The following is a 25,731-nucleotide window of genomic DNA, read 5'->3' as shown; positions in this document are numbered from 1 at the left end:
GTACTGCTTGGACAAGGACGTCGAGCTCATCTTCGGCTGACCGCCGCAGGCAGTCTCCCGTCGGAGATGACCAGCAGTTACGGGACAGCCCTTAGTTGGTCGCCCCACGGGATGATGGGAGCGGAGAAAGGTGTCTTTCCGCCTGGACCCCTATAGGTGAAAAGATCGATGAACTTGTCTATGACGGTACTCTTGGGGTTATACCTCTTCAACCACCGTGTGAGCGTCTCTGGACGCATCGCCAGGTAGGCAGTCTCCAAGTTTGGCTCGCCACGAAAGAGTGTCAATTGAAGAAATGACATTCCTTGATGGCACCCATAAGGGGAATGGCTTCTCTGAGTGTCAACCCCCCTAGATCAGTATCCAGGGGCATCTCCCATGGTCTATTCGAAACATAGTTCTTCATGTGCTGGATATAGAGCCCGCCAATCCAGGTTGGTATGTTCCTGTATACGCCTCGGCGCCCTTGTTGGGAGCGAAAGAATGCATAGGCGGGTTCCAAGCTTGGGCCAACCGTGTTTTCGTCTACATTCCTTGTGTCTATCTCCTCGAGGAGCATATCGAGGACCTCGACGGATGGGTTGGCGATCGGGTCTATCAGTAGCTCCCCTCCTTTCTGCTCCACTCGGACGCGGCCCGCCTTCCCGCCTTCCAGGCCGATTTCAATGACGCTCCAGTTTTGGGCTAGATCGAGTGCCTCGTTTATTTGCTGTAAGGTGGGCTCGCCAGAAATTGATGAATCGCAATACAGGAAAGCCCACTCTATGAGGTGGGCTGTCATGTTTGCCCAGTCGCGAGTTTCTCCGCCTGGCTCGCCATCTTCCCTGTCTCGTGCGCCGGGGGATCCCTTCTGCACTTCTCGTAGGTATCGAACGGAGACTGAGGCCAGCAATGCGTGTAGCGCTGCTGTTCCGGAATTCCAAATAGACAGCTCTGCGGGGGCGTGCCCGGCTATTTCCTGGAGTATTTTGTAGCCGTTGCGGGGAGGGCGGGTCATGGTGTTCCTTTCTTCTCGCTTGCTGCTATTATCGACATTTGGGTTATTTACTTCCCAAGCCGCTTGGATGTCATGCGAGTGCTGTGCGTACCGACTGGCTGTCGGTCACCAGCGCAGTACAGCAACGAAGTACCGCAACTACGGCAACCGCTGCCAACCCTTTCTGATCCTGTGGGCGGTTGCACCAGTTGGTACGACCTCTAGCGACCGGCCTGTACAGAGCTACGGATCAGAAGGCCACACCACCCAGCCGGCCCGAAACCGAGCCCGCCACTGGGCCGTCCGACGTCGCTCAACCGCCACCAACAGTGATGCCAACCACTAAAGCGCAGCGGTGTAGCCCAGATCTGCGACGAGGTGGGTTGCTGAGACCACTGAAACACCCAAGGCGCAAAGACCAGTCTCGCGTGCCTATCGGGTTTCCGCCGGTCTCAAGAAATGTCTCGACCAGGGATTTGGTAAAAAGGTTCCGGCAGTGATACGTCCCATCTATCCATCGCTGAGTGAATCTCGACTGCCAGTCGCGACGAAGCGTCATGCCGAGGATTCAGTAGCACGTTGCGACCGTTCGAGGCTATGAAATCGAATCCTGGCGAAAACGCCCACAGATCAACCTTGTACGGGTCGATACCCAGGAGCGTGCAAATATATCCGAGACCAGAGTCAACCGCGCCGAATTTATCGCGTTCAGCAAAGAGTCTGCCACACAGATCCATGAGGGCGTACCCTTTAGGTGCGACTTCATAGATCGTACCGGAGATCCGAGGATCTGAACTCGGAACGATGAAACCGGTAAGGCTTAGGCGGATAATCCGCTCCTTAATCGGGCCAGCACTAATTCCGATCTTCTTGGCGAGCTGCGTGTAGTTACCGAAGCCGGAATCTTCAACTTCCGCTAGGACAGCGAGACTAAGTCCACTGGTGCCGCTCCACGTCGCGAACGAAGAGACGTCTCGGTCGGTGATCCCTCCTAGCACGACCGACAGCAAGAGGTCGCGGGAGACGGATTCTTTCAACTCCGAGTGAACCAGTTTTCGATGACTTTCCGAGTCCGCGTCAAAATCCTCAGGGACCCAGAAGACACGCAGCCGATCAAGCCTCTCCGAGAGCCCCGTTTTCTTGTAGTCAGAGATAGCTTCATAAAGGACAGCTTTATTCTTCATGGTGCTGCGCGCCACGTAAATGAGAGCATCGGATTCCGATTCGGATAGCAGCATCCGAACATCCTTATCGACGCCCTCGGTGTGCTTCCAGAGAGTCTGACCTGAGACAGCCCTCTTCCAGTTGGTTGCCAGATCACAAGCAAAGTCGAAACGCTTACGTTCCGCCTCTCTGTATGCATACAGACGAGACTCGGACGCGGCATCCATGATTTGCAGAATCGAATCAGAAAGAAAAGCGTGCTCCGCAGACTCGGCCACTGCGCCCCCCATGGTCACTCAACACTGACGCACGGATCGTACGGGTCACCACTGACATGCGCCCTCAGCAAGCCGCTTGCGCAGGCCAGTTGGACAGCAACCCGACCCAGGCTGAGCGCCAGCGGCCCCTGATCCTAGACTTGACGGCCGGCTCCGGCACCCGGAACCGACCATGCCGTCTACCTCCGCCCGTAGTCGAACAGGGCGGGAAACGTGACATCCACGGCTGACATCAACGACACCGGACACAGGCATACGCCAGCGACTCTGTCTGGCCATCACACCAGCCAACGAAGGACGCCAGGCCGGGCTCCGACCGAACTCCTAATGCGGTGTTCTACGCATGAGCGCCCTCCCAGACCGCTCTTGGGCCGTGAAAGGGCGCTCAGCAGTGACCAACGCCTACAGGTGCCGCCAGTTCGGCAGCAGGTCAGGCGGTTGATCGATGAGGTGGCCGCTGGTCACGGCCGCCGGTGATCAGTTGTTGTGTTCCATCAGCCTGGCAGGGGGCGGAGGAAACCAGGTGCGGTTAGTGACTTGCCAGACGTCGATGGGACGTTGAGGGACGCAGGTCTGAAGTGGATTCGCCAACCGATGGCACCAGCGAGCGAGGGGGGCGGAGGTCTCATACTGGAGTAGGTCCAGCCTCCAGTACCAGCGGTAGTCCCCCAGATGGTCGATCAGACGCCGGAGCGCCGGACTGGGGGCCGGGGGATCGAAGATGGCTGCTTCTTCACCATCATGGCGCCAGATCGGCTTGTGAAGCTCCGGACGCCGAGGGCCGAGACGTTGAAGGTACAGTGTCACGCTCTCTCGTGACCATCGAGGCCCAGTCCGCTGGGTGGCGCTTTCGCGCCTTCGGGCGTACCTGCCGACGAATTCCTGGGCCCACTGCCTGTTCTCCCGAGGCTCTGGAAGCGGGGCGGGATCCGACCAGTAGTCCCTCACCACGTAAGTTCTCGTACTTCCGCCCTCGCTCTGATGCGTAACCCCGCGGTGACGCATTCGATAGGCCGCTTGGCGGCACGCACCGGAACAGTATCGGCGCCGCCGACCGATGGGACGCTGCTGCAGCGGCGGCGAGCCACATCCTGGACGCTCGCAGCGCTGAACAGCCACTCGAGCAGCCTCAGCCCGCAACACAGGTGAATGACGTGGGCCGTGCAGCGTCCGCAGCTCCTGGCGCAGGGCATCGGCGTGGTCTGACCCAGCCAACTGCTCAAGCGCTGCGGCAACGAGAGCACGAAGCTCGAACGAACTAGAGAGCCCAAGCTCACGGACGAGTTGCTCCGTGGGCGCACCATGCACACCGTGGATGACGGCAATGCGGAGGGGCTCCTCCAGTTCGGACAGGGCGCGACCCAATACGTCTTCGCCAGCGTGTCGGCCCACGGGATCCCAGTCCGGTCCAAACCCTCTGCGCCTCACGATGCCACCCCTTCGGTACCCGCCTCAGAGGTTGAGGCTGCCCCCCTGTCAGCTGCAGCGACCGTCGTGGTCCCGGCTGAGGTGGAGTCAGTGCCAGGCAACACCTGCCGCAGCCGGAACCGCAGGCATCCAACCATGCCGGCCAGTGCGCGGCTGCTGATCTCAAGCACTTCGGGCACGTCCTCAGTTCGGGCGCGACGCACGGCCTGCCCGGCGATGCGCCCGTGAACCGCAATCGCGGCTAGCAGCACGGCCACCGCCATCGAGACCATCAGCGTGATCAGGGCGAAAGTCGGCACAGCGCTCTCCTCTCTACGGAGCTGAAAACGCCGAAGGCCCCCGCAGTTGCGGGGGCCTTCGGCGAAGCGAACAGCAAAAAGGCCCGCCATGGGGCGGACCTCATCGAGTGTGGGCACAGCTGTGCCCGACAGAGAGGAACGCTATCGCGAAAACACAGCGCTCGCGTAGGAGTTCAGAAAACGCCACCACGGCTGGTCAGCAGCGGTGCAAGCCCACCCCAACCATCGCCGTCAGTGTGCACTTGACTACACAGTGTCCATTTTAGTGCCTGGTAGTTCCTCAGTTTCGTAACGGTGCGCGGGTCAGGCACGGCGCGGGTGGGAAACGCGGCACTCGCCGGATCAGCCCCAGCTGGAGGTGTACGTCGTGAAGACCGACGCCGACGCCGTGGGCAAGAGCACTGCCCCCCAACGCCACCGGCGACGGCTGCTGCACCGCCCAGACCGCCGAGCCGGCTTCCACGTCCGCCGGTTGCAGCGATGGCTGAACCAGCAGTGCACGAGCGTCCGCCGGTGGTTGCTGTACAGCAGCGAAGTACAGCAACCACCGCTGCCACAGCCGACCGGCAATGACCTCCGAAGACCCTACGACCAGCGTCATGGACCTCAATGGCCGTCCAGCCGATAGTTCGGGACGAAGAGGTCGCGTGCCACAGCCGTGCCAGATACGAGGGTCAGCCGCGGTCAACAACGGTGTCTGGCGGGCGTATCCATGCCTGCTAGCTCCGCCATGAAGGCCGCAGGTCACAGGCAAGACTCCCCTACCTCTCTCCTAAAGTGGTTGTCCAGCGTGATCACCGCGTCCACACCCGCTGGAACTCCTCGGCCGGGATGGCCTCCAGCAGGTCCTCTTCAGGGTCGATCGCTTGGTCTGTCAGGCCGCCGTGCTCGTCCTCCAGGTGCTCCCAGCTGTACCGGTGGAGCTGGCCGGCCGAGGTCAACTCGGCTTGCTTGACGACGATCAACTCGCCGCGGTCGGGTACGGCCTCGATGTACCACAGACCGCCCTCCTCATCGGCGTGACGGAAGTGGTGCCGCAGGGTGGTGTTCTCATCGAGTGCTCGGAAGTACGCCACGGTCTCTGCTCTGATGCGCTCCAGGTCAACCACGCGACCATCGTGCCAGCGAGCGAGCGCGGGTTGCTCCGTTCTGACATCCACGAGTGACATCAACGACGCCGGACGCCGACACTCCTGAGCGGTCTGCCACGGCCAGTGTGGCCGGGTGATTTCCCGGCAGTGCCGAGGAGCGATCGAACTCCTAATGCGGTGGTCACACTCCGGCGTCGCCGACGGCAGTGACGTCAGTGCTGACGGCAACCACGGCAGACGGCATCGGCACTCCGCGACCCGAAACGGTGCTGGCATAGGGCGATCGGACCGGCTCACCACGGCTTGCCGAATCTTTTCAGCGCTTGATCACTGCGAGAGAAGCGTTAGCCTTCTGCATTGTGGACCGTCATCCTTCCGCCAGTTCACGCAAAATCGCTGATGAGCCACGCGAGTTGACGAGCACGACTGGTCGTGTCCCACGCTTGGCGGTGATGAAGTCAGTGGCGGCATGCTTTGCCGATGCCGTCACCACCACAAAAACGTCAGCGTTGGCTGCCTGTGCGGCAAGCTTGCTGCTCCCGTCGTGTTCGGCACTCGTCTCGATGTCGATCTTGGGCACCAAAATGCGCAGTATCTGTGCTGCACGGGTGGTGGCCGACTCGGTGAGGGAGTACAGGACCACCTTTGAGTCCTGCAGGTACCGGTACGGCGCTCCGGGGTCGGCGTCCTCTACCTGCTCGGCAAGCAGGTCTTCCGGGACGCCGATTCCCAGTTCGCCGGCTATGAGTTTGATGGCCTCAAGGTCGGTTGGGTCCAGTGCCGTCTTGAACGGCCTTACCGTATTGGTGATCTTGTAGAAGAACTCGACAGTGGCGGGGCTCGTTGCCGCTGCCGATGTAGCTGTCGCCGTCTGTAGTACGTCGATCGCCCATGTCGTGGTCACGGCCGAGACGTTCGCGGAGATGATGAGATCGATCCACTCGAGTGCTGAGGCGAACACTGCGGATGTGGGGTTGGCGGACAGCAGATAGTCCAGTAGGGCTTGGGTCTGCACTCGAACGCCGGCCGAGTTCTTGCCGCTGAGCGCGAGACCGGCAAGGACACGTTCACTGAGTTCAGCCGCTCCATCTTCAGTGAAGATGTCGCGGTGCGCCGCCATGAACCGGCCTCCACTCTCACCGAGTCTGCCGAGTACCTCGTCGGAGGCATCGTGAAGCCATGTGGTCAGTGCTTTGCTGCTCAGTGGCGTCCAGGCATCCGTGATTTCGGGGCTGGCAGCCAACGCTGCGCTGCCCTGGTCTCCGTCCAGAGCGTCCAGCCAAGTGTGCCAGTCCAGGCGGGGACCGTCCTGGGTGAACTGCTCCAGCCACGCAAAATCATCGCGCAGGCGTGCACTCGCTCCGTCGATCAAGTTACGCAGGTGATGCGTGGAGATGTACTCAAGTGCCAACGCTGCTTGCTGTGGTGACTGCAGGTCGCGTGTACAGGTCAGGAGCAGGTATGCCGCGTGCAGGCTCGGTTCGAGCGTCAGTACGAGGTCGATGGCTGCCTGAAGTTCGCCCCGGGCCATCATCCCGGTCGCGCGCTCGAGGGGCGATTCGCTCGGGGAGCCGAGTTGATCCAGGGGGGCGGGCGGCTCCGACGGGGCGGTGGGCTGAGGAGTTTGTTCCCGGTGCAGGTGGAGCACATTGCGCAGGTGGGCGGGGAGGCCGGGTTCGATCGTTCCGGCTTCGTCGAGGAGTCGGTTGAGTGTGTCGTCTCCCGCGTCGTCTTCGACCGCAATGAGGAATTCCACGACGGCCTGCGCCCGACTCGTTGTCGGTGTGCCCGAGAACAGCGGCCGGAACGCCGCAGGGAGCGCGGCAACGGCACCGAGCAGTTCTTCCTCTTTGCCTGCTGCGTCGTGCCGGGCGAACCATCTGGCGTAGACCGCCTGCTGGATCACTTGAGTGACGCTCAAGGGGCGGCGCATGGCGAGGACGTGGTCGAGATCCCGGTCCCCGAGAACGGCCTTCCAATCCTCGAGCCCGGCGAAGAGCCGCAGCCGCAGGAAGGCCAGGTTCGCCTGGTCGAGATCAGCGGTGGCCTCAAGTTCGCGCAGGCAGGCCAAGGCGACAGTACGGTCGCGGGCAGCGATGGCGTGTCCGAGGTCGTCGAGGACCTCGACGGTGGTCCGGGGGGCGTCGAACTCCGAGGGCGGCCGGCCGTTGAGCAGTTTGCTGAGCACCAGCAGGGCGTCGCGTACCTGGCCTCGCGCGTGTCCCGCAGCCTTCGAACCTGCTGTCGGACGGGGCAGCACCTCAAAGCGCAGTGGCTTGACAGGTGCCTGTACCAGTGCGGCGTCGAAGGGATCAGCCGGGTTGAGGGCACCACGGTGGCGGGGCAGGTCGCTGAAGGTGGGGCCGATCCAACTGTCGAGGATGGCGAGTGTCTCGCGCCGCTGGCGCGGGGTGGGAGCGAAGCCGTACCACCACAGACGGCCGCCGGAACTTCGCGGCAGGAATCCGACCTGGCGTTGCTGGATGCCTGCCATGAAGTTCTCGAGGATGAGTTGCAGGTTCGGTTCTACCCGTGTGGGCGTGATGTCGTTGCCTGGACCGAAGAATTCCTTGAAGTCAACGCTCATGGCAATTGGTACCTGTTCTGGTATTCGACCCAAGCGCGGGCGATCTGGTCGGGGTCGGATACGACGGTGACGCCTTCCTGGTTCACTCTCTGGCCGAAGAAGGTGAAGTTCATCGAGCCGTGAACGTGGAATCTGTCGCTCACCATGCCCTTGTCGTGCAGGGTGTTCCTGATGAGCTGGGTCGGCCGTGGCCCCACCGGGGCGAGGTCGGTAAGGCGTTGTCCTGTGACGGCGTTGCGCGGCTCATCCCGCATGATCACTCGGACGTCCGAGCCACGGCGGGCGAGTTCGATGAGTACTTCCGTCAGCCGGATGGGGCGGGCCGGCAAGGCGGGGAGCACGCTCTTGAACTGTCCGGATGCATTGTCGATGACGACAATGTCGGAGATCCACGGGGACAGTACCCACAGGCGACTTGACGGGGCCAGCAACTCGGACACCAGGAGGTTCTGCAGCAGATCGGTGAGTTGCCGGGTCTCACCGGCCCCGACGGTGGTGATCCTTCTCATGCGGACACCTCGGCAAGTTCGAGGGTAGCCACGACGCTGCCCTCGGAGCGGTGGTCGATCTCGACGACTCGTGGGAACACTTGGAGGAAGTCCGTTTCGATGGCGCGAATCGACAGGTCCACCAGCATGTCTGCCAGGGCGGGTACGTCCTCGGGAGGCGCGATGAGCTGGGCGGATCCCTGTTGGGCCAGGCGCGTGCGCACCAGGTTGTCTGCGTCGGGATCTGTCACGCTGATGAGGTCGTCTGTGGACGTGAACAGCCCCCGGATGAGCTCGGGTGCGGCCGGCGGATTGTCGAAGTAGGGGTTCCACGACTGCAGTGCTCCGGCGCGTATGGCCCATCCGCGTGGCCAGAGTGCGCTTTGGATGGCGTCGATGCGCTGGCGGTCCGAGGAGTTCGCGGACAGGTTCAGTCCAGCGTCCAGGTCGTGCCTCTGACGCATCAGATAAGCCCAGGTACGCGGCGAGATTTCAAGGCCCAGGCGTTGCTCTTGGATCTCCCACTCGTCGATGAGGGTACGTATTGCCTGGTCCGTCTGTGCGGTCGATCCGGGCCGGAGCAGGCGGTTCGCCAGGCTCGAGACGACGGACTGCTCCGCGCCGTGGATGCCTGAGTCGCGCAACTGCGCCCGTATGCGGTCAAGGCTTTTCACCCGGTCCGCCTGTGTCGCCGAGCCTCGGTATTCTGCAACGAGGTCGAGCCAGTCGCTGCGCTCGGTCGTGTAGCGGACGATCCGCCGCATGTGCGCGTCGACCAGTTCGCTGGTGGAGGGCTGGACGGCTCTCATGATCAGCCGCAAGAACCGCCGCGGGTCGGGGCGTACGCGCGTCGCCAGCGCCTCGATGAAGCCGCCGCCGCCGATAGAGGCTTCAGTGAGCCAGACCTGGCCACGACGCCATGTGCCGTCGAGGGCGTAGCCGGGTTCTATGTCGACGATGACGCCTTCGGGGTCGTGCTCGGGGCAGATCTCCCGGGCAGCCCACAGGGCTGCCTGTCCAAGGGTGGCAAGGACGCGCTGGCGCAGCCAGGCTTGGAATTGTGCCGAGTCAGGGTTCCAGACCTGGTCCGTCAGGTGGTCCAAGCGGGCAATGATGTCCTTGTCGGCAAGAAGTTGGCGCAGTCGCTCACCCACTCGGCCGAGTGTGGCGCTTTCGCTCTCCTCGACGTCAGAACTGCGGAACATCGCCTTCAGGGTGTCCGTCAACCGGTCGGCGAAGCTTTCCCGCATCGCCCGGTAGGCGTGGGGAAGCGACGTGCCGTCACTCACGGCGGACATCAGCAGCATGCATTCGATCGTCTGGTGCAGCCATTCCAACTGGAACTTGTTCATCTGTTCCAGCAGTTCAGGGTCGCTTGTCAGAACGTGCTGGAACCAGGCGCTGCGCAGGGCCGGGTCGAGGTCGCCGGATGGAGCAATCACGTCCGGCACCGTCACGGTCAGGCGCAGGCCGTCGACATCGTAGGTGGCTCCAAGACCGACCCGCTCGTCATCGAGCGAGAACTGTGCTTTGACCCGGGCTTCGCCGCCGCGGGCGAAGACCAAACTGGCCTCGCTCTGAACGGCAAGACGGCGAACCTCGACGTGAGCGTTTTGAGCGTGCAGGAAGAAGCGTGCTTCGTCGATGAGGCTGCCGATGGGGACCGAGAGGGGAAGGCGGGCGACCAGGCCGAGGCCCCTCTCCAGGAACTGGGATCGCCAAACTAGGGCCGCGTTGGAAGCATCCTTAAGTTCTGGCGGTGCGAGTTGGAGTTCCACCCTGTCGGGGCGGACGATGGGGATGAGGGTAGGGACTCCGCCGACTTCGACGGTGGCAGTCTCCTCCCGATGGTGCGCCTGCAGGGCAGGGGCGAGATCCATGACGGTCTCGCGCTGGCCGTAGGGAACGGGGATCCAATGCCGGTGCTCAAGGTTGCGGGTGGCAAAGCGCCGTGACACTCGTCCGGGCGCATACTCGCGCAGCATCTGAGCCAGGCCCATCGCCTGCAGTTCAGGTTCCTTCTCCCACGGCTGCTGCGGGGGTATGACCACGTACCCTTCGGGAAGCGCGAGTTCGCTGAAGAGGTTCTCGGGGAAGAAGTCGGGCAGCGGATTCTTGCCCATCAAATCCTTGCCCTTGACGTACATGTAGTCCTCCGCAACGGCCCACTCGCTGTCCAACCGTCGGGCCAGCGTGGGCACGGCCGCCAGGATGAGCGGGCGAGGGGGGTGCCACAGGATCTCGGCGGCCAACTCCTCAGAGACCTGGAGTGCTCCTTCGATCCACAGACGGAGGCTGCGCTGGCGCCCGGGATCGCGCAGTAGATCGCGCAGAATGGTGACGGCTGTCTGCTGGACCTTGCGGTTGTCCGAGTACTCCGGATCGGCGAGCCGCTTCAAGTCACGCCACAGCTTTGCGTACTGGTGAACGGGCTGCAGTTGTGCTGCCAGCCAGTCAAGCATCGCCAGGGTGGCTTGGATGCGCAGGACTGCCCGGTTGCGGATGGGAAGTACCAGTTCGGGCAGGACGGGATCGAACAGCGCGTCCCAGGCCTCGTAGGTGGCACGGTCGCGTCCGTAGTCGGAGAGCACAACCACGGTATATGGGCGCATGCGGCGGCTTCGCCCGGCTCGGCCCTTGCGCTGCAGGAATGCGGCGACGCCGCGGGGCGCCTTGTGCTGCAGCACGGCACCGACGTCCGGATCGTCGAAACCGACCTCGAGCGAGGCAGTTGCGACGACGAGTTGGGAGGCGGTGTCGACTCCCGCGTCTTGCGAGGTGGTCCGGCTTACGTTGAGGCCTGGGCGGTCGAGTTTGTGGCCCAGTTTCACCGGCAGGTCCCAGACCTGGCCGGCGCGCCGCTGGTCGGTGACGCCGTCTTGTACGGGACGTCGCAGGGATGCCAGGGGGTCTTTGAACTGCTGGGTGCGGGGGGCGCGGTAGCGCTGGCCCTCCGCGTCGAGGAGGTAGAAGAAGAGCCGGTTGGTGACGTCGAGGTCGTCGGTGAAGACGAACGCCTTGGTGCCCAGAAGTCCCTGGGATGTGCGCTCTGCCGGGTGGTCGAGGACGCGCGGGAGGAGCATCGCTGTCTGGATGGTGGTGGACAGCACCGAGGCGCCGCTGGTGGGATCGCTGCGCACGGCGACCATGTATTCGGCGCCCTCGTACTCCATCTCGTCTGCGCCCGGTTCGATGTTGGTGACGAGTCCGTCGTCAACGCCCGTCAGATCGGCCATGTGGCGAACGGCGTTCGACAGCGTCGCGGACAAGCCGACGAAGGTGACCGGACTCCGCAGAGAGTGGTGCCAGCGTCGCAGGACGAGGGCTGCCTGGGCGCCGGTGGTGCCGCTGTAGGTATGGATCTCGTCGAGCAGCATCAAGCGGGGCTTCTTGACCGCGCCGACGCCGAAGAGTGTGCCCAGGGACAGGTCGGACAGACCGCGGTTGAGCATCTCTGTGGTGGTGAACAGCACGTCCGGAGGCCTCTGGCTCATCCGGTTCCGGGTCAGGACCAGCATGGAGTCATCGAACACGCGCTTGCAGGTACTGCAGGTCAGGCGTTCCGTTCTGGCCCTGGCGTCCTGCTCGGACCAGAAAAGTGTGCCCCCGCACACGGTGTGTCCGTCACCGGGACAGGTGAAGTGAGGGCACTGAAAGCCTTCGGCCCGTTTCGTCCATGCGGAATAGGAGGCCGTCAGGCTCTTCGTGCTGGTTGGGGTGTCCTTGTTGAGTACCCCGATGGTCATGGGCCGGCCGTTGGTCTTCGTCCACAGGTGGTCGAGTCGCCTGGCGTTCGCGAAAGCGGTGTTGAGTTGGTCCTTGAGGAGTTCGTTGCGCGGGTAGACGGCCAGCGCACGCGTCCATGCCGACTTGTCCTGGAGTCCCGTCAGGTAGGCGAAGGCTGGCAGGTAGAAGGCGAGTGTCTTGCCGCTACCGGTGCCGGCACCCACGACGGTGGCGGTGGTGATGTTGGACTGCAGGGCCGTGAAGATCTGGCGGCTGGCACGGACCTGGAACCCGCTGAGGTCGGCGTGTTGGGGTCCCCGGCGCGTCATGGCATCGATGACCTGGCGGTAGAGATCGTGGAGCGCATCGGTGCCGTCGATGACTGCGTGTCTGGACTGGTCGCGCCGAGGGTAGGCACGAGGGCGCCGCGCGTAGCGGAAGTCCGAGACGAGCGCGGCGCCTTGGCGCCACGCCGCGGGGTCGTTGGAGGGGAAGATCTGGCGCAGCCGGGCCAGCAGACGCAGCGTCTCGCCGTTGCGGGTACGCCACCGTGACGGCGAGACTGCATCATCGCGGATGATCAGGCCCTTGTCCTCGAGGGCCTCGATGGCCTCCTGGGCAGTGTCGAGTTCGCCGCGCTCCATGAGGACGTCATCGACGTGGGTGTGCAGTTCGTCTTCGGTGAATCCGCCGTCGACAACGCCCCAGGACAGCAGGGGGTCCTCATGTGCTTCGAGGACGCCGACGATTTCACTCTCGGTCTCAGGAGTCACCGCAGCCTCACCCAGAAGCGGTCCAGGATTCCCAGCCTCGACAGCCCGGCAAGGACCTCGGGGGTGAAGGAGTTCAAGGGCGCCCCGGTGGCTTCCTGGGCGCCCGTGATCACTCGGGCGAGGATCGGGTCAACGAGTACGGAGATCTGCTTGCCGCATGCCTGGAGGCTCTCCAGCGCCGCGGTCAGCCTGGCGACGTCACCCGACTCGGGGACGGCGCGGTTGTTCAGGACATTGAGGACGCCTTGCGCCTTCTCGATCTTGATGCGGATCTCTTCCACGTCGATCCCGCTCTTGCTCAGCGTAGCGACGAGATCCTCATTGATCAACGGCACTTCACGGTTGCGTTCAGCAGTCCATGCCTGCTCAACGGACTTACGAAGGCCCTTCACGAAGCCATCGGCTGCCTTGACCTGAGCCTTCAGTGCTTGCAGTGGGGCATCGGCGTCCTGGCTGGGGAGCATTTCGGCGAGCGCGTGCAGGTCTGCGGCAAGTTGGGCGGCCTGCGGACCGAGGTCCGTGTCCAAGGCAGCATGAGCTGTGCGCAGTTCGGCGACGCCCCGGCTGAGGCGCTGGATCGTCTCGATGAGGGTCTCGACGTTCTCGGCCTGTGCGGCCAACTCGCCGGTGCGGCGGTTGATCTTGTCCTCGTCGTGGGCAGCGACCGCTGCCACACGCAGACGCTGAACTTGTTCAATAAGCGTCATGCGCCCCCCTCGGGTCCAGCCACGTCCATGACCTCACGGCTCAAGGTCTCCAGTCCGGCCACGAGCCGCTGGAGGGTCTCGTCGTACTCACGCTGAGCTTCCGAGGCGGATCCGGCCTGAAGTTTTTGCTCCAGTGCGTTCACGGCTTCCCGCGCAGGGTCGAGCCAGGCTCGGATGCGTAGAGCTGGCCTTTCGTCCAGGGTCATCAGGCGCAGGCGCTGATCGGCGGTGAGGGTGGGCCAGGCGTCGAGGCCCTCAGTCAGGTCTGTCACCTTCTTCAGATCACTGGCTTTCACTGACTTCGCCGCGTCATGGAGGGCGAGCGGATTGATCGAATTGGTTGACTGGCCAAGCGCCGCCAGGTCGGAGAGCAGGGTGTTGAGGGCATGGGCCACCTCGGCGACGTCACCGCCGAGATCGCTTACGTCGGGTGCCAGCCGTCGGGTTTCGTCGAGCATCGGATCCAGCGCGGTGGTTCGCTTCTTGATGTCGTCCGCCGCTTTTCTGATCTGCTCGGGGACGTGCTCGGGCCAGGGCGCCTCAGCGGCGTCGTCGCGCATTGCGCGCACAAGGCGGGGCAGGTCAATGGCCAGCGGTTTGCCGGTGCCCTGGCGGTAGGACGTCAGGCGGAGCAGTCGCCGCTGAAGGGTGTCTCGATCCGCTTTCGGGTCGACGAAGCGGTCCTGCAGTCGTCTCATGTGGGGCCGATGCACGGGATCGGCCAACTTCGACGGGCTGGCGAAGAGCGCCTTGACCCGGCTGAGTGCGTCGTTCCTGTACGAGTCGGCGATCCCCAGGGCCTTGCTGACGGACAGAAGAGCGTGCGCGAGCCGGCCCAGTTCGGCGTCGTCGCCTTCCGACGGAAGGAGGCAAGCTGACACGCTGTCCGCCCATTCCTGGACCCTGTTCACGCACAGGCTCTGCAGCGCGTCTCCTTGCGGCACGTCCTCCCAGGACCCTTTTGCGTTCACCCAGGCGAGGGCGCGGAGAACGCGGACGTCCTCCACGTTGCGGTGGTCGATCGAGATTAGCGCGGTCTGCAGGGCACTGCCGTCCAGTGCGATCGAGGTGTTGGCATCAAAGCTCGGCGTGAATTCTGCCCTTGCCTTCGTCCAGTCTCCGCTGTCGCCTCCGTATCCGTCTTCGAGTCCCAGAAAGCCGATGACGGCGCTGTGCACGATTTTCCGGAGATCGTTGCGGTGGCTTTGAAGAAGCTTGCCGCTGCTGTGCCATTCGTCGACGGCCTGGACCAGAGTCGGCTTGAGAGCCGGCGGGGGCGGCGTCGACGGGTCCACCACAATGGGTGTTTTCGTACCGTTCAAGGGCCGGACGGGCTCTGGCACTGACGGCTGATGCGGGAGGGTCTGCTGCTCGGTGATGAGGTCAGGCAGGGGCGAGATGGCGAATGCTTCGTGAATCGTCGGGTGCAGGTTCTGCGGTCCGTGGCCCGGCCCCCAAAAACGCACCATCCGCACGCGGCGCTCGGAGAGTTCGGGGTCACCTGGCGTGCGCAGCCGGACCTGGTCCTCGACGTTGTCGAGGATGTCCAGCGCACCGGTGCGGAAGTCGCTCTCGAATCCGGTGCTGGGAAAGCGGCCTTCGTCGAGTTCGGTCTGGTCGCGTTGGAGGACGGGGCGCAGGACGCGGGTCAGCACGTCGCGGGCGACGAAGGCATCGCCCTTGGACTGGCTGCGGATGGCCCGGTCGAGTGCCCTCCTGTTGAACGGGAACAGACCGACGCCTTCAACCTCCCCGAACGCCTGGTGGCACTTGTCCCGGACGGGGCACTGCAGACAGTGGTTGGGCTCCACGCGTTTGTGCGTGCGGTGCTTGTCGATCTCCTCGGAGCCGACGCGTACCGCGTTGAGATACCGGGCGGCGAACCGTGCAGGGTCGAACGGGGCGCTTTTGTCCGAGGGGAGTTCGAGATCGAAGACCTTGTAGGTCCGCGTGTACACCGTCTCCGGCATCTGGTTGACGAAGTAACCGGTGGTGACGGCCATGACGACACGCATCGGGCACAGGGCGAGCGTCTCGGTGGGCAGCAGGGTTATTGCGTCGATGAGGCCGCCCTGGATGCCTTGGAAGATCGAGAAGTCCTCAATCAGGAGGAGGAGTTCCAGCCCCTGCCTGTGCAGGTCGAGGCGTAGTTCGACGAGGAGTTGCTTGAGGTCGTCTCCCCCGATCCCGAAGACCTCACTGACCGCTGGCCCGAGTTGCTCGTTGAGCATTTTCGCTGCCAGGTCCCGCAGGGGGGCATCACTAGCGAGTGCGCTGGCGACACTCGCGGCGTCGACGCCGGCCTTGCTGACATCGTCGACCGAGAGGTCCAGGTCTGCCGCGGTGAAACCGAACGCGTCCTCCTTGTCCTCCGAACCCTTACCGGAGAGCTTTTCCCGGACCAGACGCGCGATGGGACCGTTGTCGGCGAGCAACCGCCTGCGGAAGACGGGATCGCTCAGCAGTGCGGGCAGGCCCTCCGCGGAAGCGAGGAAGGCGCGGAGATCGTTCTCCTCGGGTGTGCCGTCTTTGTCTGCTCCGCGGGTCTCGACCAGGACAGCCAACTCGTTGCGCAGGCGGAGTTGTGCTGTGGTTTCGTCCGCGGCAGCGTCCGAAGCAGCGGCGACCTTGGAACGCAACTCTACGGCGCGTTCGCTGGTGGCGTGTTCCAGGATGAGTTCGAGGATCCCGCGCAGCGACATGCGGTGTTTGGGGACAAAGATCAGCCGGGTCGCGTCGTTGGGCTCCAGGTTGATGCGAAGCCAGCGGATCAGGTGCGATTTGCCTGTGCCCGACTTTCCGAGGATGGGGATGATGGGCTGGTCCGCCGGCAGTTCCTCGACGGTGCGCCGCAGGTTGTGTTCGTCGACGATGGTGCCGCCGACAGCGCTGTCCACCCGGTCGCGCAAGAGGATCGGGATCGAGGTGTGCGTGGCGAGGAAGACCCCGTTAGAGGTGCTCTCCGCCTCGACCGGAATGATGGTCGAGGCCTCACGGGCCTCCCAGCATGCAGCAGGAAGAGTACCCCGCCAGGTCATCGCTTTCCTCCTTGAACCAGGGTGACGTGCGTTTGGCGTTGGCTGTCGAATCGCGACAGTCGGATGCCGTCGGCGTCCGGCAGGGTGTCGAAGACGAGTCGGCCGCGGTCCTGCAGGATGCGCAGCGCCTGGCCCACCGAACTGTCGGCGCAGTCTTGTGCGATGCCCGGGTCGGGGTCTCCGTCGGGAAGGTACGCCACGAGGGAGGCACGGACGAGACCGCCGTGCAGCACAGGCAGCTTGGTCGCCAACTTGCCCAAGAAGTCGCCGATGGGCATCTGTCCCACAGGCAGTTCCTCCAAGACGTCGTTGATCGCCACGACGGGGAGGGGCACGAGTCCTGACCTGGCCTGCACGAGCGAGGGCGCCGCAAGGCCAAGTGCCTCTCCCCATCGAGCGCTGGAGCCCCAGCGTGTGTCGTTGGTGATGGCCCAGGTTTCATTGTCCTGGTCCGGGAACTGCGCGTGCTGGAGGGCCTGAACACCGTTGGTCCACGACAGGGGACGCCCGAGCGCGTCCTGCGCGAGGAACCACGACATCGCTCTCAGCAGGTCACGTGCCCCGCCGGTGAGGCTCTCTCCCGGACCGGTCTGCCACGGGTCACCGTCGCGGTCCAGATCGAGGGCATGCTTTTGAAGTGTCCGGCGGAACGCCGCCGGCGACAGGGTGCCTCCCCTGGCAGCGACCGTGTCGCTGACAGTGATCACACCGGCCGCCGTGTCGCTACAAAGCATCCCGATCGCTCGGAAGGTGGACAGGGTGTCCGCGAGACCTTCAGCGGAGGAGACGGCCTCGTTCAGACCTGGCGGTTTGAACGCCTCGATCAACTCTTCCTCGGTCCAGGCCCGTCGGGATCCGGTAAGAAAGTTGATGACGGAGCGGCCGAGCGCCGGGAGGCTTCGCGGTGGGTTCAGAACAGCCATCAGAGTCTCCTGAGAAAGTCGTCAATGGTCCAGTGAGGGCTGCGGATGCTTTTGATGAGGGCATCTGGGTAGATCGGGTCGGGCATGTCTTCGGGGACGACCACGACACGCAGCGGTCCGCTGGTGGGGGCGAGCCATGAGACGGGCGGCGTCTGCCCGTGGTCCATCAGGATCAGACTCGGTACCGAGAGACGCGCAGGTACCCCTCCGGTGCGCAAGGAGTCCACGACGACCAGGCCCTCGTCGGCGAACCGCGAGGCCGTACGGATGGCCGGGAGCCCAAGCAGTGCGGCGAGTGCGACGATGCCGCGTACGCCGTTGGTGACGCATGACTGGATGAGGTTGCTCAGGGCAGTTCTGAGGCGTCCGCTGGGGTAGGTGACCACGATGCTGCGGTGGCCGGCGGCCAGGTTCGCCAGGGCTGCGCTGGGGCTTCTGCCGAGATCGGGCATGAGCGCTTCTGCAACGAGGGGACGCGCGGTGCGCAAGGCGGGCTGGTGCGCGTGCCCCTCTGCAGGACATCCGGAGCACGCGGGCGCCACGTTCTGGCTGGCCCGCATCGCGCCTATGTCCGTGTAGGTGTATTCCTCGCTCAGTACGCGTCCCCAGCATTCTCTTCTTGCCAGCAGGCGGGTGATGCGCGCGGTTGAGGCGGCTTCGGCGGTCTTGATCTCCGTGCGGGTCCGCTGTAGGGCAGCCTCAAAAGTCTTCCGGTCCAGGTTGGCCACGTGCGGTCTGAGCCGTACCGGGACGTGGCTCACGAAGGCAGTCCACTCCTGGTCGAACCGTGCCTGCCATGCCTGCTCGGACTCGCCGGGTATGCGCTCGACCACCGGGGGGGCCAGCCTTGCGATGGTGATGAGGTTGGCGCGTTCCATGAGGACTAGCGTGTTGCGGTTCCACAGTTGGTTGGCGTCCGAGGGCTCATCGCCGTGCTCGGGTACCACCGTGGTGTCCAGGACCAGACCGCTGCCCGCCTCCTTCGGGGACCGGTCCTGATCCCGCATGGCTTGCCATCGGTTCCAGGCCTTGACGTCCCCGATCACGGTCGCGTTTTCGACTTGCTGGCCTTCGGTCTCGTCAGGCACGGCGGGAAGCCAGACCGACAGCGCCGCGTGGCCGTCGCGTCCGGCGCGGCCGACTTCCTGGTAGAAGCGGTCGACCGAGGCAGGGACGCACGCATGCACCACGGTACGGACGTCGCTCTGGTCCACTCCCAGACCAAAAGCGCTGGTGCCGACCACGATGTCGGTCGTGGTCGGCCCGTCGTCGCCGGACCATCCGCGCATGATGCCCAGACGCTCGGCAGAACCAAGGTCTCCGTGGAAGACGGCGGTGCGTGCAAACCCGGCAGCCCGCAGGCGCTCGGCGATGATCCTTGCGGGTTCCTTCTTGGTGGTGTAGATGATCGCCGGCCGCGGGAGGTGGTGCATCGCCTCGGTGAGACGGTCCATCCGGACGTCGGAGGACGTCGTAGTGCCCAGGAGGTAGCGCAGTTCGGAGCGCAGGAAGGTCGATCCGACGAACAGTGACTCGGCGCTGCCGGCGAAGAGGCGGTCGTTGAGTGTAAGGCTGGGTGCCGACAGCGTTGCGGACAAGAGGGTGACGCGTGGCGGGGGGTGCCCGGCACTCGTGGCGAGTTCTCGCAGTTCACCCACGAGTGAGGCGACGATCTGGAACTCTGGCCGAAAGCTCAGACCCCACAGGCGCACCAGGTGCGCCTCGTCGATGACCAGGCCGGTGAGCTGGCCGGTTGTCGCAAGGGTGCGCAGCGTCGCGGTGAATCCTCGTACGAGGGCTTCGGGCGAAGTGAGAAGGATCCGCTGAGTTCCCTCGCGCAGGCGTTCCTTGATGGCTCGGCGTTCCTCGCTGATGCGGTCGCTGTGATAGGCCAGTTCGCGAGGGAGCACGGAGGCCGGGAATCGCTTGCGCAGGTGGCGTTCCTGGTCGAGTGCCAGGGCGATGGTGGGCAGCACCACGATGGTGGTCCCGCGTGCGCGAAGCAGCCCCGGGGCCAGGCCGACGAGGGATTTGCCGGTGCCGGTGGGCAGGACGACGTGCAGGGTGGAGGCCGGGTCCGCCAGGGAGGCGGTGCGCACTGCGCTGGCCTGGCTGCGTGAGCGGTAGTGGTCAATGTCGGGAGCGATCGCGTGCAGGGCTGGATCGACGGGCACCGGACTGCTCGGGCGGGCGCTGGTCTCAACCGTGGTGTTGTCGGTGGCAATGAACGGACCAGGGCTTGCGCAGGCGAGATCGATCCAGCGGGTGTCGCCGTGGAGCCAGTGGGGCGTCCAGGCATCGCCGAGGCGCACGGTGTGCCGTGTGGCGCCGAACCGTTCGACACGCAGGTGTGCTCGGTCGAGCGCCTGCAGGGCGATTCCGCGTTCGTGGAGGTTGATCTCCAGTTCGTGGTGGCGCTGGCCCGTCACACCCGCTTGATGGCGAAGCATCTGAGCCAGCAGAGCGGCAATGTCGCCGCTGAGGGCGGGCCCGGCAAGGTTGGAGCGCCAGGCATCAGCGAAGCGCCGGTGGGGGCCGGTGAGCTGATCTGCCGAGGTTTCCTTCCCCAGAACTATTCGCTGAACGATGTCGAGTTGAGCGGTCACGCGCACCCGTCCTGCTCCAGGCCGCGGCCCGAGACCACGACCACACCGGTGCTGTCCAGGCGGAGCGAAGGCGTTTGGAGGGCTGCTATCAACTCCTGGCCCGCCAGCGCTTCCGTTTCCACTTCTTCCTCCAGCTCAGCGCGCTCGTTTCCCTCCGAGCGCGCGGCACGCAGTCGCAACTGCCGCAGTCGGGTGGCTATGTCGGTCTCGGCAAGGGCCAGTGCCCGCGTGCGGGTCTCGCTTACGGCATCGTCGCTGTGGGCCAGGCGCTGAGCACTGTGCTCGGCAACACGCCAGCACCGCCCCCACTGACTGGCCGGAATGAGTTCGTATGCGTGTTTGATGCGCTCAGAGTTGAGTGCGTAGTCGCCTCCAAGCTGCCCGGGTGCGGGCTTTGCATAGTGTGCCTGCAGGGCGTTGAGATGGCGCTCGTCGGTGATCGGTGTGCCGTCGGCGTCGGTCCACACGGTCACGATGAGCGGCGGGAAAAGCCCGTCGGCCCGGCGTCGCAGCGACGGCAAGTCCACCAGGTCGCTGCTCCAGGCTGCAGCCAACTGGTCCAGTAGGTCGCTTTCCGGGCTGGCCTGCAGCGGCTGCGCTTCGACGGCGTAGTCGAAGCGGTAGGCGAGGCGCTCTGCGTAGGGCCAGGTGGGGATCCACCGCCACATGCCGAAGGCTCTGCCCCGGTCGTCGTTCCACAGGAAGTCGGACACTGCATCGATAAACTGATCACCGTAGCGGTAGAGGCGGACGTCTTCGTGCTCGACGGCGACTTTGCGCACGAAGGTGCCGCGGTGTCCTGCGAGCGGCACGAAGTCGCGCTGCAGTCGTGCAGCGGACACCAGAGGCATCTGGACCTGCCCGGTTGTTGGCCGGCTGACGGGTTCGTAGCTGCCGATCGCATGGGCGGGGTCGCCGGAAGGTGCGAACCGCAGGTTCCCGGCCGCCCCTCGCGAGGACAGCAGTGCATCGGTGACGTCGGCGAACGAGGCTGCCTCGCTCTCCGATGCCATCATTCGTCCGTACACCGAGCGCTCGTCAGCGGGTGCTTCGATGCTGTCCAGGGCGTCCTGTTCCTGTACGCGTTTGACCTCGTCCTCGAGCATGGTGCGGACGGTGCGGATGGCCTCGGGTACCGCTTCGACACCGTGCTCGAACAGCATGTCCCAGGCAGCATCCGTGGCAGCGTCCACCGCATGCTGCAGGCTGGCTATGGACGTGTCGAAAACGGCGAACCCTTCGCTGAGGATCCGCATCCACGCCGCGGCAAAGGACTGCGTGTCGGTCGCCTCTGCCACCCAGTAGGAGCGCCAGGCGCCGCCTTCGCGATGCGCGTCCCAGCGGTCACACCGACCAATTCGCTGCTCAAGACGGTTCGCCCTGGGCGGCAGACCCACGTGAATGAGGAGATCGGCGAACTGGAGGTTCCGCCCCTCTTCCGCTGAGTGGTCAGCAACGAGGACCGCTGCCGTCCGGCTCTGCTCAAAAGCCCGCACAGCCTGCTCGGACACGGCAGGCAATTCGCTCGCCAGGTGCTGGTAGACAGCCTCAGGAAGCAGTTCCCGGAATGCGTCGGCCAACTCCCCTGCCAGCTGCGGTGTCGGACAGAAGACGACCACCCGCTCACCTGCTTTGAACAGATAGGTCAGGGCATCGGCCAGCGGGCGTGCCACATCGCTGCGGCGGCCGACGAACCGCAGGTCGCTCTCCATGCGGTCGAGCGCATCCTGCTCGCCTTGCGTGGCGGCCGCCCGGGACCGCGCCCACGCGCACAGAGCGTCCGGGTCCAAGGACGAAGCGACTGCCGTCGCGAAAGCGGACGCCGCCTCGCGGCGGGCCCTCCCGTCGAACTCACAGGCAGCAAGAGCCTCCTGGCGCCAGTTGTCCAACAGGGAGGCCAGGCCTGCAAAAGCGGTCGAGGGAAGAACCACCTGCTGGGGACGCAACCGCCCGGTGACCCTGTACGACTCATGCAGCGCAGCCGTACGGCGGGTACGCAGCATCCGCCGGTGGACCCGGTACACCTCTGAGACGTAGGTGCGCAGCGAGCCGATGGCGCCGACCAGTGCCTGCCGGTCCGGTCCTCCGACTACCTGCCTGACCTCACTGATCAAGGCGGCGACCTCAGCGTCTTCAGGAAACGCGGCGCCGATCTCTGTAAGGCGCTTGTTCAGCAGAACGCCGGGAAAGTGAGGCTGGAGACCGAGGAACAGTCGGCCCAGCCCCGAACGCGCCTCCATGCGCTGGCGCAGATCCTCGGCCGTCGTATCCCGGTAGACGGCCGGGTCGAGCAGTTTGAGCATGGCCAGGAAGGCGCGTTCGTTGTGCAGCGCTGGCGTCGCCGAGAGCAGCAGCAGGCGCGGGCTGGCCGTAGCAACCTCCGCCAGGCGCGCGTAGCGGCCGGCCAGTTCGGCCTGCTCACTGTCAGCAAGGCGGGCCAGATTGTGCGCCTCATCAACCACGACCAGATCAGCTGGTTCCCACGTGCCGGGTGCGTCGTCACGGGAGTACACGATGCGGGCGCCCGGGAAGTCGCCGGTACGGAACTTGCCCGACAGCTCACGGCGCCACTGCTCCACGAGAAACGGCGGGAGAATCAGTTGCACGGTGAGGTCGGGCTGATCCAGCAAGAGTTCCCGCACGACAAGGCCAGCCTCGATCGTCTTGCCAAGACCGACCTCATCGGCCAGGAGGTAGCGCTGCACCGGGTCCTGCAGCACACGCCACACGGTCTCGACCTGGTGCTCGTACAACTCGATACCGCTCGAGAGCACACCGCGCATGCCATGCGCCGCCGAACGCTGCGTCAGGGTGCTCTGCAGGAAGGGGCGCCGCATGTCGGCGAGCAGAGGCGATTCCATCAGCCCGGCGCCGGCAAAGCCAACGGGGTCGGTCAGCGGCTGGCCCCAGCGGACATATAGGTCTTCTTCGGGGACGTATCCCTCCCAGTTGCGCGAGCGGACGTAGATGTCTCGCTGGGCCGTGGTCTCGATGACGCGCCCTGAACGCCATGTGGCGCCCTTCAGCCAGAACACCCGCATCTCGGGTGACAGGGTGAGTCGCCCGAGGCCTTCCCTGGGAACGGTGTGACGAGGGCGCTCGCCCGGTTGCTGTCCGGGGGTGTCGAAGTACTCAAGGACCAGGCCGCCGCCGTCCTTGCCGACGAGTTTCCCGGCCCCGAGCGTGTTGGCGCTGGATACCAGCAGGTCGCCCCGGCGCAGCGACAGGCCGCGGGAGGTGTCACTGCTGCGCGCCGGACGGCTCACTTTCGGCGTGCGGGGCCGGGTCGACGCCTCCTTGCCGACGCCGCCATCGATGGCCCGTGAACCGCGGCATTGCGGGAACCGCGAACAGCCCCAAAAGCAGTTGCCTGCGTTGGATCCCCGCGAGGCGAACTGCAGGACCATTTTGGCGCCGCACCGAGGGCACGCGGCTGGTTCGTCCGTCATGCTGCACCCCCTTGTCGGCCGGCAGTGCAGAGCGACAGTACCGGCAGGTGAGCTCGACCCCAGAGGCTCAAGGTGCTGCCTGCGGACCGCGACGGCAGGGCCGTTGAGCACGGGCCGACCCCGCCGTGCAGCCTGCCGCCTGACGCGGCGCACAGCGGCACCTTCGGGGACAGCGGCATGTGGCAGTTCTGCATCGCCAATCCCCCATGGAGAAGCGCGCGCCGCCACCGCCTCAGATATTCCGCCATCACCTCAAAGTGGAAGAATATACCCTTCCCTCCTTCGGGCATTGCGTTGCACCCGCACGCCGAACAGCTGGCGAAACGGACGAAATCCCCCACCCTCAGCCCCGACATCGCACTTCCTTCACAAGATGCGCACATCCAGCCGGTTGAAGCGTAAACCGTGCCACCGACAACGCCCCCGCCGGGTGGGGATCTTGGGCGATCACGATTCAATGACGCTAGGTCACCGCGCCGAAGTCGTAACTCGGACCGGTTCACCGCCGCCCCGTCCAGCGCCGTCCTGCAGCCACCCCACCATCCTTTCGCGCCACCCCGCACAGACATCGGGGATGAGATCACGATAAGGATGATCATCTAGTTTCATAACCCATGCAGTCAGTCCGGTCAATACTGAGCGCAAACGATCAGCACTTGACGCTGCAGGAACATAGCGATGCCCGCGGCTTCGGGACGCTGCAGGCACTCCGGGCCGAAGAAGAGATCCAACCTGCCCCGCCTGACGGGACCGGAAGGAGAAGGTGCGGCGCAAAAGTTGCCGCACGGACGGATGCAAGTGTGGCGGACGAGACGTCACCGGCCAGCGGCTACGTTCGAGTGAGCCCGCTGCTCATCATCGCGTTGACGACTGCTACCGGGTACTGCTGCAGGTCTATCAACACCAGCGACCAGGGCCTCGGTCCCGCCAGCGGCCCGGGCCGACACGCGCTGGCAGCAGCACCGCGCAAGCGGCCGGCTACTGCGGCCCCGAAAACGGATTCGCCCGCCACCGGATGCCGGCGGCAGGCGAATTATTGTCATTTGCCGTGCCCCGGAGGCAGGGCCCGAGGAACGGTCAGATCAGCTGTGTACGGCGCGGACCAGCAGGTCGGTCAGGAGCCGAACGTCGTTGGGGGTGTTCTGCAGACCGTTCCAGCGGCGCTGCTCGCCGTCGGCGAAGCGCCACATGCCGGAGGTCCAGGCAGTGATCGGCATCAGGCCCAGGACGGCGTTGCGCACCGCGTCGCAGTCGACGTCTTCGGCAGGCATGCCATCGGTGAGGCTGTCCATGACGAAGCCCATGGCTTGGATGCCGGCGCCGTGGGTGAGGCGGGACTGGCGGGGCGGGAGTTTCCAGGCGTCGCTGAAGGTGTCCTTGACGATGGTCCAAAAAGAACGCAGGTGCAGCAGCATGCGGTCGACGTCGCCGGAGCCGTCTTCGGGGTTGCGGTACTGGTAAAGAGCGCCCTCGAAGAGGCTGTGCTCCAGCATGCGGAGAACGGCCGTGTCTTTGATGTTGCCGTCGGGCGAGGTGGGGCTGGCGATACGGCCGTAAAAGGGGCCCTGGCCGTCGGTGTTGAGGCGGGTCATCAACTGGGCGGGCAAACGCTTGCGGGCGTAGGTGGGCGGGAGGTGGCCACTGGTCTCGGGCAGGAGCTCATGGATGAGGCCCTTGGGTAGCGGCTTGGTGGAGTTGACCAGAATGAACTGGGAGCGCTGATCGTCGTGGTTGTCGGCGATGAACCCGACAGCGGCGACAGGGAATTCGACCAGGTCGGCGTCACGGATGGCGGCGCTGCGCTGCTGGCCATCGACGATCAAGGCGGGCTTGTCCTCGTCGGAAAGGGACTCGTCGACAGGGATCACCAACTCGCCGGGGATGGAGTAGTCGACGCCGGCGACCCGCCGCGCCCCGCTCTCGAACCTGACGCTTTCGTCGAAGGCCAGGACCAGGGCGTTGGGGAGCATGGCGTTGTCGGACTCGAGGTAGCGGCGGATGCCCCGGATGTGGCTGAGGACCTCGGGGCGCTGGTACCCCTGGAGGTTGCTGTCGTCGTCGCGGCGTACGCGGGAGACCGCGGCGAAGCTGTGAACCTTCTTGCCGTCGACGGCGAAGCAGTAGATCTTTCTCCCGCCCTGGCGGATCTCGAGCGCCGGGAGCCTGAGTTCGTATCGGTCGGCCATTGGATCTCCAGA

The 25,731-nt window shown here is 64.8% G+C and carries 13 protein-coding genes; all 13 read right to left on the bottom strand.

Going from position 1 to position 25,731, the window contains the following annotated elements; translation table 11 throughout:
- Positions 1-283: 283 nt before the first annotated feature.
- A complete protein-coding gene (locus ACFY3J_RS30790) occupies positions 284-997 on the bottom strand; it encodes a hypothetical protein (protein ID WP_390842188.1) in 714 nt (237 codons plus the stop codon).
- A gap of 431 nt (positions 998-1,428) precedes the next feature.
- Positions 1,429-2,418, bottom strand: coding sequence for a hypothetical protein (locus tag ACFY3J_RS30785; protein ID WP_390842187.1), 990 nt, complete (start codon positions 2,416-2,418; stop codon positions 1,429-1,431).
- A 1,424-nt stretch (positions 2,419-3,842) separates the two neighbouring features.
- On the bottom strand, positions 3,843-4,145 hold the full coding sequence (locus ACFY3J_RS30780) for a hypothetical protein (protein ID WP_390842186.1): 303 nt from the start codon (positions 4,143-4,145) through the stop codon (positions 3,843-3,845).
- A 794-nt stretch (positions 4,146-4,939) separates the two neighbouring features.
- A complete protein-coding gene (locus ACFY3J_RS30775; RefSeq protein WP_390842185.1) occupies positions 4,940-5,254 on the bottom strand; it encodes a hypothetical protein in 315 nt (104 codons plus the stop codon).
- A 349-nt stretch (positions 5,255-5,603) separates the two neighbouring features.
- Positions 5,604-7,823, bottom strand: coding sequence for a protein DpdD (dpdD, locus tag ACFY3J_RS30770; protein ID WP_390842183.1), 2,220 nt, complete (start codon positions 7,821-7,823; stop codon positions 5,604-5,606).
- The gene (dpdK, locus tag ACFY3J_RS30765) at positions 7,820-8,332 is read right to left on the bottom strand and encodes a phospholipase D-like domain-containing protein DpdK (RefSeq protein ID WP_390842182.1); all 513 of its coding nucleotides are present in this window, start codon (positions 8,330-8,332) and stop codon (positions 7,820-7,822) included. The genes dpdD and dpdK overlap by 4 nt, the downstream gene beginning before the upstream one ends.
- Positions 8,329-12,810 (bottom strand): protein DpdJ, encoded by a 4,482-nt coding sequence (gene dpdJ, locus ACFY3J_RS30760; protein ID WP_390842181.1) that lies wholly within the window; start codon positions 12,808-12,810, stop codon positions 8,329-8,331. The genes dpdK and dpdJ overlap by 4 nt, the downstream gene beginning before the upstream one ends.
- Entirely contained in the window at positions 12,807-13,517 is a 711-nt protein-coding gene (locus tag ACFY3J_RS30755) for a hypothetical protein (RefSeq protein WP_390842180.1), read from the bottom strand. Before ACFY3J_RS30755 ends, dpdJ begins: the two co-directional genes overlap by 4 nt.
- Positions 13,514-16,555 carry a protein DpdH gene (dpdH, locus tag ACFY3J_RS30750; protein ID WP_390842179.1) on the bottom strand — a complete coding sequence of 1,014 codons (3,042 nt, stop codon included), beginning with the start codon at positions 16,553-16,555 and terminating at the stop codon, positions 13,514-13,516. Before dpdH ends, ACFY3J_RS30755 begins: the two co-directional genes overlap by 4 nt.
- Complete coding sequence (gene dpdG / locus ACFY3J_RS30745; protein WP_390842178.1) at positions 16,552-17,478, bottom strand: protein DpdG; 927 nt, start codon at positions 17,476-17,478, stop codon at positions 16,552-16,554. Before dpdG ends, dpdH begins: the two co-directional genes overlap by 4 nt.
- Positions 17,478-20,084 (bottom strand): protein DpdF, encoded by a 2,607-nt coding sequence (gene dpdF, locus ACFY3J_RS30740; protein WP_390842177.1) that lies wholly within the window; start codon positions 20,082-20,084, stop codon positions 17,478-17,480. Before dpdF ends, dpdG begins: the two co-directional genes overlap by 1 nt.
- On the bottom strand, positions 20,081-23,533 hold the full coding sequence (dpdE, locus tag ACFY3J_RS30735) for a protein DpdE (protein WP_390842176.1): 3,453 nt from the start codon (positions 23,531-23,533) through the stop codon (positions 20,081-20,083). The genes dpdF and dpdE overlap by 4 nt, the downstream gene beginning before the upstream one ends.
- Before the next feature lie 1,082 nt (positions 23,534-24,615).
- On the bottom strand, positions 24,616-25,719 hold the full coding sequence (dbpB, locus tag ACFY3J_RS30730) for a DGQHR domain-containing protein DpdB (protein WP_390842175.1): 1,104 nt from the start codon (positions 25,717-25,719) through the stop codon (positions 24,616-24,618).
- Positions 25,720-25,731: the final 12 nt, after the last annotated feature.

The organism is Streptomyces sp. NPDC001231, assembly GCF_042896885.1.
Classification (GTDB): domain Bacteria; phylum Actinomycetota; class Actinomycetes; order Streptomycetales; family Streptomycetaceae; genus Streptomyces.
The sequence above is the reverse complement of the archived record's forward strand: the minus strand, read 5'-3'. Positions and strand labels throughout refer to the sequence as shown.

Excerpts from the sequence above, each read along its gene's own strand:
- ACFY3J_RS30790 (WP_390842188.1), bottom strand. The coding sequence starts at position 997 with ATGACCCGCCCTCCCCGCAACGGCTACAAAATACTCCAGGAAATAGCC.
- dpdD (WP_390842183.1), bottom strand. The coding sequence starts at position 7,823 with ATGAGCGTTGACTTCAAGGAATTCTTCGGTCCAGGCAACGACATCACG.
- dpdK (WP_390842182.1), bottom strand. The coding sequence starts at position 8,332 with ATGAGAAGGATCACCACCGTCGGGGCCGGTGAGACCCGGCAACTCACC.
- ACFY3J_RS30755 (WP_390842180.1), bottom strand. The coding sequence starts at position 13,517 with ATGACGCTTATTGAACAAGTTCAGCGTCTGCGTGTGGCAGCGGTCGCT.
- dpdH (WP_390842179.1), bottom strand. The coding sequence starts at position 16,555 with ATGACCTGGCGGGGTACTCTTCCTGCTGCATGCTGGGAGGCCCGTGAG.
- dpdG (WP_390842178.1), bottom strand. The coding sequence starts at position 17,478 with ATGGCTGTTCTGAACCCACCGCGAAGCCTCCCGGCGCTCGGCCGCTCC.
- dpdE (WP_390842176.1), bottom strand. The coding sequence starts at position 23,533 with ATGACGGACGAACCAGCCGCGTGCCCTCGGTGCGGCGCCAAAATGGTC.
- dbpB (WP_390842175.1), bottom strand. The coding sequence starts at position 25,719 with ATGGCCGACCGATACGAACTCAGGCTCCCGGCGCTCGAGATCCGCCAG.